We start from the raw sequence: 12,552 nt of genomic DNA on the forward strand, positions 1-12,552 counted from the left end.
AAATTGATTAGGATTTTCAGCATACTCTTTTATCTTCGCGTGATCATGAGGAAAGTAGATTACCTAATTATAGGGCAGGGAATTGCGGGAACCATGTTGAGCTGGTTCTTACTACAGGAAGGTAAGGAGGTGATCGTGATTGATGACGCGAAGCCAAATAGTGCATCCCGGGTGGCGGCAGGGATCATAAATCCTGTATCTGGTCGCCGGTTTGAACCTGCCTGGATGTACGATACTATTTATCCGTATGCAAAAGCTACTTACCTGCAGCTTTCGGCTTTGCTGCAGGTGCCGGTTTTTACGACCCGCCAGATATGGTCCGTATTCCCATCGGCCCAGCTTCAGGCTGCTTTCCTCCAAAAAACCACCAATAGCGTTTATACCCAGGTTCCTTCCTCCTTACGCTACGAAACATTTTTAGATCAGCCTTTTGGCGCAGCCATTATCGAAGGGGCTACAGTTAACCTGGGATCTTTACTCCCGGCATACCGGAATTATTTGCAATCGTTGTCGGCGATGCTGCCCGAACATTTTGAACTTACGAAACTGGAAGTATCGGAGCAGGGAGTGAAATATGGCGACCTGCAGGCAGATAAGATCATTTTCTGTGATGGAGTGGCCACTACCCGGAACCCTTATTTTGAGCGGGTAAAATTCCTGCCAAACAAGGGGGAAGTATTATTAGTGGAGATACCAGGCCTGGAAACGCAGGATATCATTAAGAAAAGTATAACCCTGGTGCCTCAGGATAACGGTCTGTTTTGGGCAGGTTCTTCCTTTGTGTGGGACTATCCCGACGATCAACCTACTGCAGCGCAGCGGGAAGCCCTGGAAAAAAGCCTGAACCAGTTGCTGAAAGTGCCGTATGCAGTAAAAGGGCAATTGGCGGCAGTGAGGCCAAGCGGAAATGACAGAAGACCGATAATCGGGTTTCACCCGGCTCACCCTGCTATAGGCATCTTTAATGGCCTGGGCACAAAAGGTTGTTCCTTAGCGCCTTATATGGCAAATCACTTTAAAGATGTGTTGGCTAAAAAGGCAGATCTGATGCCGGAGGTTGATTTAATACGATATTTTTAACATGCCGCTGGCAGGAAATGCCCGATCCAAATCTTATCTTTGCCCACTTTATGGGCATAATTGAACAAGTGGATAGTGGTCGCCAACTGCAGGCAATTGATCCCGTAGGTCATCCATAAATTAAACAAAATCAACTATTTACGCATGTATAGGACGCACACTTGCGGAGAATTACGAATAGAACAGGTAGGCCAGGAAGTAACATTGGCCGGATGGATTCAGACAGTAAGAAAATTTGGAAGTATCAATTTCGTGGACCTTCGAGATCGGTACGGGATTACGCAGTTATTATTCAGCGAGAGCCTGAATGCCCGGTTAGATGAGCAGCCATTAGGCCGCGAATTCGTTATCCAGGCAACAGGTGTTGTAACAGAGCGTTCCAGCAAGAATAAAAATATACCAACCGGCGATATTGAGATCACGGTTTCTGACTTTAAGATCTTAAACGCGGCTAAAACGCCTCCTTTCACTATCCAGGATGATACAGACGGTGGAGACGAATTAAGGATGAAATACCGCTTCCTGGACCTGCGCCGGAATTCGGTGAGGAAAAACCTGGAATTGCGTTACCAGGTGGGACGGGCAGCGCGCAACTATTTACATACTGCCGGCTTCCTGGATGTAGAAACGCCGTTTCTGATCAATTCTACGCCGGAAGGAGCCAGAGACTTCCTGGTACCAAGCCGTATGAACCCTAACCAGTTCTATGGTTTGCCGCAGTCGCCGCAAACTTTCAAGCAGTTGCTGATGGTGAGCGGTTACGATCGTTACTACCAGATCGTGAAATGTTTCAGGGATGAGGATCTGAGGGCAGACCGCCAGCCGGAGTTCACGCAGATCGACTGCGAGATGAGCTTCGTGGAGCAGGAAGATATCCTGAACACGTTTGAAGATATGCTGAAGCATATTTTTAAGGAGATCAAGGGAATAGAGTTTAATGAGCCATTCCCAAGGATGACGTTCGACGATGCCATGGAGTTTTATGGAAACGACAAACCGGATATCCGTTTTGATATGAAGCTGGTTAACCTGACCGGTACGGTTCAGGGAAAAGGCTTCAAAGTGTTTGACGAAGCTGAATTGGTAGTGGCTATCAATGCAAAAGGATGTAGCGAATATACCCGCAAGCAGCTCGATGAGCTGACAGACTGGGTAAAACGCCCGCAAATTGGCATGAGTGGCCTTATCTATGCGCGTTACAACACGGATGGCTCCATTAAGAGCTCTGTGGATAAGTTTTTTGATGAAGAACAATTAAAATTATGGGCACAGGCTTGTAAGGCAGAACCAGGAGATCTAATGCTGGTGCTGGCTGGCAAGGAAGAGCGCACCAGGAAAGCGGCCAGCGAACTCCGCCTTGAAATGGGAGAACGCCTCGGTTTACGCAACAAAAACGAGTTTAAACCGTTGTGGGTAATAGACTTTCCTTTATTTGAGTATTCGGAAGAAGATAACCGTTGGGTGGCCCGTCACCATCCGTTCACGTCGCCGAAGCCTGAGCATATAGCCTTAATGGATGATGTTTCTCAATATGCCAAGATCAAAGCAAACGCTTACGATATAGTTTTAAATGGTACTGAAATAGGGGGAGGCTCCATCCGTATTTTCCAGCGGGATCTGCAGCAGAAGATGTTTGCGGCGTTGGGAATGAGTAAAGAGGAAGCTGAACATAAATTCGGATTTTTGATGGGGGCATTTGAATATGGCGCACCGCCGCATGGAGGTATTGCTTTCGGATTCGATCGCTTGTGTTCGCTGTTGGGTGGAAGTGAAAGCATCCGTGATTTTATCGCTTTCCCTAAGAACAATTCCGGTCGCGATGTGATGCTGGATGCGCCGAGTGAGATCGATCAAAAACAGCTGGACGAATTGAGAATCAAGCTGGTAAGAGAATAGAGCCCGCTTTATTAACTTACCGATAACTGCCTTTTTCGACTTTTGCCGCTTGCCGGCATAGTCTTTGCAAGTAAAGGGCTTTTCGTAGCAAAAAATCCCCTTTGAGATGGCTTTTTGCCGCATCAAAGGGGATTGACATAAAATATTGAAACAATTTTTTTAACAAGCGATTAACGTACGATTATCGAGTAGAGAGAAAGAAGCTTAAACTTATTATTTAATTTTTTAAAGTAATATTGCGGTGTGATCGGTTGTGATCATCGTTGATATGTGAAGTAAGAAAATGATGCTGAAAACAAAGGAACTATCACCTGAAAAAAATACTACCATGAGAATTTTTACATTCTTCAAGAGGACGGTATGGTCATTTGTGGTGTTAATTATGCTGATGCTCGGCAATGTTGGGTTTGCACAACAGTCAACTAAGAATTACGTAGAAAAATTCAAACCTGTCTCAATAAACCTGATGCAGGAAACCGGTATACCAGCCAGTGTGATCTTAGGAGTTGCAATGCTGGAATCAGGTACGGGCACCAGCAGAAACGCCAAGCTGCTGCACAATCACTTCGGGATTGTGGGGAAAAACGACTTACATAAGATGCAACCAGGCAAACGTTCGGTATATAAACAATATGCTAACGACGTTGCTTCTTACGAACATTTTGTTGCCTTGCTGACCAAGAAAAAATGGTTCGGAGAAATGAAAGGAAATCCTCAATTCTCTGACTGGCTGAAAAAAATGAATCATAGCGGCTATTCCTCTGCTGGTCATGAATGGATCAGAAGAGTAACAGCCATTATTAACCGATATAAATTGTATAAGCTGGACGCTAGCATGGACAGTATATCAGCCGAATCAGCCAAATGGCTTAGCATCGGGATGCCAGGAGCTAGCGAACAGGGTGCTGCTAACTGAAAAATACTATGTCCGGCAAAAATAAGTCTGCCTATCCGTTCTATATTGTCTTCGGAACTTTGGCATGTCTGGTGGGTCTCTCACAGCTCAATCTCAATTTTTCTTTTAAAGACTTTCAATTTCGAAAACTGGATCTGCTGTCAGACCTTCGAACATCTGAAAATAAATTGCCGGATCAAAAATCTTTTACTGCTGCCAATAAAACCGGCGGCAGTAAGCATTTATCGCCGGGCGACAGTGTAAGTACCGGCGGATCAGATTCTCTGGCAGCTGCCAACCCGGATAGTCGATACGACTATCTTTCTTATACCGGCATTCTCGAATACGCTTCCCCTGAAGCTGCCGATAACCCGGGCTTAAGAAGATTCCTGGCAGCATTGAACGACCTGAAAGCAGGCAAAAGAAGCAAAGTTCGTATTGCCTATTTCGGGGATTCCATGATAGAAGGTGACCTGATCACAGCAGACCTGAGAGACAGTCTGCAACATTTTTTTGGCGGCGCAGGAGTAGGATTCGTACCCATAACATCTGTAGTCGCATCTTTCAGAACTACGATCACCCATACCTTTTCTAAAGACTGGAAGGACTATCATTATAAAAACTCTCCACCCTCAAATGTCCTGCTAGGATTATCAGGACATACCTTTTACCCCGGAGGAAGCTCCTGGGCGAAATATTCTCCGGTAAAGAAACCTTTACTGGATAAATTTGAAGAAGTATCAGTGCTTTACGGACCTGCAGGCAACGGTATGGTAACCATTAACGATAAACCATATACGCTGACAGGCAGTCGAACCGTTAATAGACTGGATCTGAGACAGGATACAGGCGCACAGTCAATAACGCTTGTCAATTCCGGCAATGCAGTACCATTGTATGGCGTTTGTTTTGAGAGTGAGAATGGGATTTATGTTGATAACTATTCCTTCAGAGGGATCAGCGGAGTGGAATTAGGACGGTTATCGGCAGCCATGGTCCGCCAGATGCAGGAAGAAAGACATTATGACCTGGTGATCATGCATTACGGCGCCAACGTATTATTCAGGCCTGAATTGACCGATTACAGCTGGTACCAGAAGCCAATGACCAAAGTGCTGGACTCATTGCGCCAGGATCTTCCGGGAACATCATTTTTAATAGTAGGAACAGCAGATAAATCTTATAGAAAAGCGGATAAATATGTAACCGCACCAGGCGTAGAAGCCTTGCTGAAAGTGCAGCACGACCTGGCAGCAGATCATGGTACTGCTTACTGGAACCTCTACGCAGCAATGGGTGGAGAAGGGTCCATGGTAAAGTGGGTAGAGGGTGATACAGTGATGGCCAACAAGGATTATACACACTTTAACAGAACCGGAGCAGCCAAAGTTGGGGCGCTGCTTTACAAAGCTTTGATGAATGAATACAGGCTGGCACAACAACCTTAAATGGAAATTGGCAGCAGTGCTCTCGTTACTGTTGCTTGCTGGAACTGCAACCTATGCACAACAAAAAGTAAATAACATTGAACAGGATACCGCCTTATACAATGTTTTCGATTCTTTTACAGTTGCCGACAGCAAAGTGATTTCCATTGTTCACCTGGGAGATTCCCATGTGCAGGCAGGCTATTTCCCGTTAGCAACTGCTTCCTTATTACAACAGGAATTTGGCTCCGCAGGAAGGGGCTACGTTTTCCCATATAACCTGGCCGGTACCAACGGCCCTGAAGACTTTAAATGGAATACAACCAGCCGGTGGCAAACCGAAAGGGTAGTAGATCGCTATAAATCGCCTTACCTGGGCCCCGGAGGAATTGCCCTGATCTCGCAGAACGATGCACCGACGATTTCAGTTACCGCAAAGCCGGATGCCCCGATGGATAATAACTTCCGCAGGGTAAAGCTGCTTTATGATGCAGGAAATTCCAACAACTCGCTGATCGCCCCCGATGCCAACGTAACGATCTCGCCTGTCGATGGCGCCGGATCGCCAACCCTCAACGTAGCAACACTCGAATTCCCCCAAACTGAACAAACATTCCAGGCACGCTGGGAAGGCACCGGAAGTGGTCCTTTCAGGTTTTATGGCGCTGTAATGGAAAATGGTAACAATGGGATACTTTACAATAGCATCGGCATCAATGGCGCCATGTATCAGCAATACAACGAGATCAGCAACACGCTGCTCACCCAGATGGCGGTGCTGCAACCCCAGTTGGTGATCATCTCTCTAGGCACCAATGAAGCATACGGGAAACTCGACCCCCTGGCCTTCAGGAACGAAATAGATAAAGCAGTGACACTGATCAGGGAACGCAATCCCAACGTAAACATACTGCTTACAACACCTCCTGATTGCATGCGGGCAGTTAAAACCCCTCACAGGAGAAAAGTAGGCAAACGGTGGAGAACTTATTATACCACCAGGTATTACCCCAACCCTTATATCTCTATGGTCACTCAACAGATCATGGGATATGCGAGAGAACACGGGATTGCATGCTGGAATTTTAATGCGGTTAATAAATCACAAAAAGATAGATTTGCGGACGGATGGGCGCCAGACCATATTCATTTTAACGTGAAAGGGTATCAATTGCAGGGACAGTTGTTATACCAGGCCCTGGAGCAGTCTTACACGCACTATTTGCAGCAAGTAAAGAAAAACTCACTGACATCGAATGTTCAACATTGATAAGCTTTTATCCGAGCTTTTGTATGACCCGGCCAACCCGGTGCTGTTTAACAGCGGTTTCTTTTTTTATTTTTTCGCCCTTTTTATTCTGTGCTATCTCTTAGCCAGCAATAACAAGAGAGCCAGGGTAATTATCTATACGGTCTTTTCGCTGTACTTCTTTTACAAGGCATGCGGATACTATGTCGGACTGGTGATCCTTTCCGCGATAGTAGACTACAATCTCTCGCACTGGATACATCGTACCCCCAGCAAAAGCACTAAGAAAACACTCCTTGTCACGAGTATCATCCTCAACATAGGACTGTTATTCTATTTCAAGTATACCAACTTCTTCATTGGTATCGTCAACGATCTTACAGCCGGGCATATTCCTTTTCTCAACCTGATATTGCCGATAGGTATCTCCTTCTATACGTTCGAGAACCTCAGTTACACTATCGACGTATACAGGGAAGAAATTGAACCGGTGAATGATTTCATGGATTACCTGTTCTTCCTTTCCTTCTTCCCTAAACTGATGATGGGACCAATTGTAAGGGCAGCCGACTTCATTCCCCAGATCTCGCAGCCCTACCGCCTTAGCTCGGAAGATATAGGTAAGGGAATGTACCTGATCATTGCAGGGTTGTTTAAAAAGATCGTTATCTCTGACTTCATTTACCAGAACTTCGTTCAATATATTTTCGACGACCCAAGTAAACATACGGGGCTGGAATGCCTTGTAGGCGTTTATGGATACGCGCTGGTGATCTATTGCGATTTCTCAGGGTATTCGGATATGGCGTTGGGTATTGCCAGGTGGACAGGTTTCAAGATTCCGCCGAACTTCGACTCGCCTTATCAAAGCTCCAATATCACTGAGTTCTGGCGCCGCTGGCATATTTCATTATCCAGCTGGTTGAGGGACTACCTCTATATTCCGTTAGGCGGTAACCGTAAAGGGAAGGTAAGACAGTATATTAACCTGGCGCTGACGATGCTGATAGGTGGTTTCTGGCATGGCGCAAGCTGGAACTTCATTTTCTGGGGAGCCATGCACGGAGGCGCGCTGGCCCTGGATAAAGTAAGGATCGACGCGCTGAAGAAACGCAAAGCGGTATTTGCAGGATGGAAAGCCGCTCTTTTTAAAGTGATCGGTATATTGATCACCTTCCACTTCGTATGTTTCTGCTGGGTGTTCTTTAAAGCCAGCACCTTCCACGATGCCTGGTCGCTGTTGCACCAGATCGCATACGACTTCCAGCCTGAAATAGCTATGGACCTGTACAACGGTTATACGGCAGTGTTCTGGGTGATGATCATGGGCTTCATTTTGCACTTCCTGCCTTCCAAAGCGGAATTTTCCATGGAAACCATCCTTGGCCGTTTGCCGGTTGCAGGCAGCATCGCCGTGCTGGTAATATTTGTATGGCTTCTTGTGCAGGTAAAAAGCACCCAGCCGATGATCCCGATCTATTTCCAATTCTAAACAAATCAGCAATAAAGCAAGAAGGCTGGTCCGCAACCCGGACCAGCCTTCTTGCTTTATTGAGAACTGTTGTTAATGTAGTTTCAGCCAGGGAATATAGACCTCACAGGCGCTATCGCCAAGGAGGGAAATGAAGAAATGATTATTCCTCATTTTAAAATAACCTTCCCTGCATGAATTGTTGATGAACTGGTACATTGGCAATCCTGCTTCTGCATAATTCATCGGCATTGTAAGTTTCTTGAAATTGCCGCCTTCCATCTGCTTGGTATATAACCTGAAAGGTTGCTGGAAGTTGCGCTGGATCTGCAGGTGAGCAATATTATAAGGTGATAGTTTTGGAACAAGTATACCCAGGTACATTTTCATCCGGTGATAAGGAGTTACAGGAACTACATCCAGCGTACCTAATACCACCATGGCATCAAACAGCAACAGGCTATCTCTTAATCCCTGCAACTGCTGGTGGTAAAGCGAATGGAAGTACATCAATTCCTGTATCGGATCATTTTGTCCAGGAAGGATATTGTAGTACAGCACAAAGTCGGGCAACTTGACGTCTACCGTTCTGTCGGGATTAAAAATAAGACTGTGCGGATCCTGGCGTGGAGAAGTGATGATCTTTGTCCTGGTTAATGTATTATCCTCGTTATCTAAAAATCTTCTGTCGCGGAAGCTGGTTGGCGACTCGCCGTATAATTCCCTGAAACCTCTCGAAAAGGAAGATAACGTGTAGCCGCACCTTTCGGCTATATCAGCAATACTGTAGCCGCTATGCCTTAATTCTCCCGCTCCTGCTTCCAGTCTTCTTCTTTTATTAAAAGCGATGAAAGTATCCCCGTAAATCTCTGCAAACTTATGCGAGAAATTGTCAGGCGATTCATTCAACATGTTAGCTACTTTTCTGAGGTCGAGCGACCCATAGGGATCATCATGAGATATAGCAATTGCATGTTCAATTCGATGCTTCCAGTGGATCAGGGTAGAAGGTTTCATACAATAGTTGCTTGCGTTGACTAATATAGTAAAAATTCGTCGTTCAACTTGAAAATAGATTACCCTGAATGATCGGAATAACAACCGTATAACAAATGAAGAATCATCGTATTTTCTATACATTTGCGCAAAATTCTCCGTGATGCGTGCAGCCAAAGTCCTGGTTATCATATCTTTTATTGTTTTTTCTTCTGTTTCTGCGAGTGCACAGTTCCTGATGGACATGATCGATACCACAACAGAGTTGGGTAAAGGGATGATATCGATGTACGAGAAATACGATGCTTTAAGGTTTAGCGGTTATATACAGCCTCAATGGCAGCTGGCGGGGAGCAAAGGAGCGTCCAGCTATGCAGGAGGCGACTTCGGGGCTGCCGTGAATAACAGGTTTACTTTACGCAGGGGAAGGATCCGTGTTGATTATGAACGATATAACAAGGAAGGGATGCCTGTGGTGCAGTTCGCGTTCCAGTTTGATGGAACGGAAAGAGGGGTGTTTATCAGGGATTTCTACGGACGTTTCCTTGAAACAAAGTTTAACCTCTTTTCGCTTGCCGGTGGTATGTTTGCCCGTCCATTCGGGTATGAGGTGAACCTTTCGTCAGCCGATCGCGAAACCCCGGAACGTGGGCGGATGTCGCAGATCCTCATGAAAACGGAGAGAGACCTTGGAGCAATGATCTCTTTTGAGCCTAGACGCCCCGACCATCCGCTCCGGTTCCTGAAGATCGATATTGGCGCATTCAATGGCCAGGGGCTGACATCAACTACCGATTTCGACAGCCATAAAGATATTATCGGGCGTGCTGGCATTAAACCTCAGAAACTGAAGCGGTCAGGAATTATATTATCCGGCGGCGTATCTGTATTGTACGGCGGCATGCAGCAGTTCACCAATTATGTTAACCGCATGGGAACTGTAAACGGGCATCCGGGCTTTATCACAGATTCTTCGTTGAGCAACGCGGGAAAGATAGCCCCCAGGCACTATTATGGAGCCGATTTTCAATTGAAGATCCCTAATGGAAAGGGAAGGGGATATACCCAGTTCAGGGCGGAATATATACGCGGAGAACAGACCGCTACGGCTGCAACCAGCGAAACGCCCGGCATAATACCGGTGGGCAGCGACGGGAAATACCTGCCTTTGTACGTGCGGCCTTTTGATGGCGCTTACCTGTATTTCATTCAGCACCTGGGCAGCGACAAACACCAGGTAGTAGTGCGTTACGACTGGTACGATCCTAATAAGAAAGTGAAAGGCATGGAGATAGGAGCGCCGGGAGAGGGGCTTACGCCTGCCGATGTACGGTTTAATACCCTTGGTTTCGGGTATTTGTATTATGCCAACGAGCACCTGAAATTCACGCTCTACTACGATATGGTAAAGAACGAATCTACCCGGCTTTCCGGCTATACAGATGATTTAAAAGATGATATTTTCACGGCGCGGATGCAGTACAGGTTTTAATTATTCCCTGCCCGATTCCATTGTAAACCCGAAAGTACTTCCGATCTCAGGTTTGCTCCGTACGGTGATGGATTGGTCATGCGCTTCCACGATGTGTTTTACGATCGCCAGGCCTAAGCCGGTACCGCCAATATCGCGGCTCCTGGCCCTGTCTGTCCTGTAAAAACGTTCGAATACGCGGGGGAGATGTTCTTCGGCCATACCAATGCCATCGTCAGATATTTCGACAAGCACCCGTTTGCCATCCATGCTGTAGATGCTGGCAATGGTGTGTCCGTCTTGTTTTCCGTATTTGATGGAGTTATCTACCAGGTTGATCAGCACCTGCCTGATCTTTTCTTTATCGGCATACACCGGTTGCGGGGCTTCGCAGCCTTTTTTGAAACTGAATTTGATGCCTTTGCTGTTGGCTTTCAGGGAAAGGGTGTCAAAAACATCCTTGATCAGGTCCTGGATAATGAACACCTCAGCATTAACGGTCATTTCACCGCTTTCCAGCTTGGATATTTCATCCAGGTCGTCGATCAGGCGGCAAAGCCTGTCGATGTTCTTGGTGGCATTTTTCAGGAAGATCTTGTTCACATTCGGATCATCCAGCGCCCCATCCAGGAGGGTATGAATATAACCCTGAACGGCGAAAATGGGCGTTTTCAGTTCATGGGAGAGGTTGAGCAGGAATTCTTTCCTGAATTCTTCGTTCCGGCGGAGGTTTTCCAGCTCTTCTTTTTTCTGGCTGGCCCATTTTTCAACGTCTTCACTTACCTCGTCAATAGTTTTGAGCGGAAGGATGTTTTTCTGAAAGAATTCTTCTCTTTTGGAGGCTTTGGTCTGGTAGATGAATTTATATATCAGCTTGATCTTCCGGTAGATGAAGTTCTGAAGGGTATACAGATACAGGTAATAAGAAACCAGGAAAGTAAGGATAAAAGCACCCAGAATTACCTGCCATGTACCGTCTACTATCCAGCTGCCAAGGGCAATGACAATAGAGATAATCAGCGCTGTGAATCCCGCCAGTTTCTGAGGGGATAGGTTTTTAGCTTTAAACATACTCCAAAGTGAGTAATTAGAATAATAATGGGAAATTACTTTAAATTTCTTACTTGCCATAAAAAGGAGCAGAACCTGGCAAAAGCCGGGCTACCAGGTATAAATAATTGTTTTGGGAGGGATAGCGAGAGGGTGGGTTAGCCGGGTTTATTACATTTCGAATTTGTAACCCACGCCCTTTACAGTAGTGATCAGATCAATTCCGATCTTCTGACGGATCTTCCTGATATGTACGTCGATGGTGCGATCTCCTACGATCACTTCGGTGCCCCATACCTGGTTGAGGATTTCGTTACGCAAAAACACTCTGCCTGGTTTGGAAGCCAGTAATTGCAATAATTCAAACTCTTTTTTGGCAAGAATGATCTCCTGGCCTTTATAGGTAACAGTGAACTTTTCGCGGTCAATGATCAGGTCGCCTAGGGTGATGCTGGTTTCTTCAGGCTTGTGAATACGGCGGAAAAGCGCATTTATCCTGCTGACTAATAACTTTGGTTTGATCGGTTTTGCAATGTAATCGTCTGCTCCCATGTTCAACCCGTCTACCTCTGATTTTTCATCGTTCAGGGCTGTAAGGAACAATACCATCGTATCTTTAAATTCCGGTATTCTCCTGATTTCGCGGCATGTGTCGATCCCATTCTTATTAGGCATCATAATGTCTAACATGATCAGATCGGGGCGGAATATTTTCGCTTTTTGAATAGCTTCGATACCGTCTTTTGCCGTTACTGTATCGTATCCCGCTGTTTTGAGATTGTAGCTGATAATTTCCAGAATATCCAACTCGTCGTCTACTACCAGTATTTTTCCTGCTACCGCTTGGTCTACCATATTAAATGCTTTTAAAAAGACGCCACAAAATTATGTCGCAGCAACTGTGATTAATGGAAAGATAACATTATCAAATTGTTAAATTCAATGTGAGACTGGATTTCCGCGACTTTTGCAAAGTTAAACCATTCCCCTGAAGGATACTACATATTGCTTTTTGCG

The 12,552-nt window shown here is 45.8% G+C and carries 10 protein-coding genes; 7 read left to right on the forward strand and 3 right to left on the reverse strand.

Features of this window, described 5'->3' with window-relative positions; all coding sequences use genetic code 11:
- Positions 1 to 45: 45 nt before the first annotated feature.
- From BLV62_RS03305 to BLV62_RS03330, 6 genes are all read left to right on the forward strand, one after another.
- The gene (locus BLV62_RS03305; protein ID WP_089758676.1) at positions 46 to 1,080 is read left to right on the forward strand and encodes an NAD(P)/FAD-dependent oxidoreductase; all 1,035 of its coding nucleotides are present in this window, start codon (positions 46 to 48) and stop codon (positions 1,078 to 1,080) included.
- Positions 1,081 to 1,224: 144 nt separating this feature from the next.
- On the forward strand, positions 1,225 to 2,976 hold the full coding sequence (gene aspS / locus BLV62_RS03310) for an aspartate--tRNA ligase (protein WP_089758677.1): 1,752 nt from the start codon (positions 1,225 to 1,227) through the stop codon (positions 2,974 to 2,976).
- Between the two features lie 328 nt (positions 2,977 to 3,304).
- Complete coding sequence (locus BLV62_RS03315; RefSeq protein WP_168927871.1) at positions 3,305 to 3,892, forward strand: glucosaminidase domain-containing protein; 588 nt, start codon at positions 3,305 to 3,307, stop codon at positions 3,890 to 3,892.
- 167 nt (positions 3,893 to 4,059) lie between these two features.
- Positions 4,060 to 5,319, forward strand: a complete 1,260-nt coding sequence (locus BLV62_RS03320) for an SGNH/GDSL hydrolase family protein (RefSeq protein ID WP_139169903.1) — start codon at positions 4,060 to 4,062, stop codon at positions 5,317 to 5,319.
- Positions 5,291 to 6,568 carry a GDSL-type esterase/lipase family protein gene (locus BLV62_RS03325; protein WP_089758683.1) on the forward strand — a complete coding sequence of 426 codons (1,278 nt, stop codon included), beginning with the start codon at positions 5,291 to 5,293 and terminating at the stop codon, positions 6,566 to 6,568. Before BLV62_RS03320 ends, BLV62_RS03325 begins: the two co-directional genes overlap by 29 nt.
- On the forward strand, positions 6,555 to 8,039 hold the full coding sequence (locus BLV62_RS03330; RefSeq protein ID WP_089758685.1) for an MBOAT family O-acyltransferase: 1,485 nt from the start codon (positions 6,555 to 6,557) through the stop codon (positions 8,037 to 8,039). Before BLV62_RS03325 ends, BLV62_RS03330 begins: the two co-directional genes overlap by 14 nt.
- Positions 8,040 to 8,111: 72 nt before the next feature.
- On the opposite strand, the gene BLV62_RS03335 is transcribed toward BLV62_RS03330, so the two are convergent.
- The gene (locus tag BLV62_RS03335; protein WP_211117801.1) at positions 8,112 to 9,035 is read right to left on the reverse strand and encodes a helix-turn-helix transcriptional regulator; all 924 of its coding nucleotides are present in this window, start codon (positions 9,033 to 9,035) and stop codon (positions 8,112 to 8,114) included.
- Positions 9,036 to 9,177: 142 nt separating this feature from the next.
- On the opposite strand from BLV62_RS03335, the gene BLV62_RS03340 reads away from it, so the two are divergent.
- Entirely contained in the window at positions 9,178 to 10,506 is a 1,329-nt protein-coding gene (locus BLV62_RS03340) for a porin (RefSeq protein ID WP_220096684.1), read from the forward strand.
- On the opposite strand, the gene BLV62_RS03345 is transcribed toward BLV62_RS03340, so the two are convergent.
- Positions 10,507 to 11,556 carry a sensor histidine kinase gene (locus BLV62_RS03345; RefSeq protein ID WP_225889604.1) on the reverse strand — a complete coding sequence of 350 codons (1,050 nt, stop codon included), beginning with the start codon at positions 11,554 to 11,556 and terminating at the stop codon, positions 10,507 to 10,509. It abuts the gene before it with no gap.
- 150 nt (positions 11,557 to 11,706) lie between these two features.
- Positions 11,707 to 12,390, reverse strand: coding sequence for a response regulator transcription factor (locus tag BLV62_RS03350; protein ID WP_089758690.1), 684 nt, complete (start codon positions 12,388 to 12,390; stop codon positions 11,707 to 11,709).
- Positions 12,391 to 12,552 lie beyond the last annotated feature (162 nt).

It is taken from the genome of Chitinophaga terrae (ex Kim and Jung 2007), assembly GCF_900107795.1.
GTDB lineage: Bacteria > Bacteroidota > Bacteroidia > Chitinophagales > Chitinophagaceae > Chitinophaga > Chitinophaga terrae.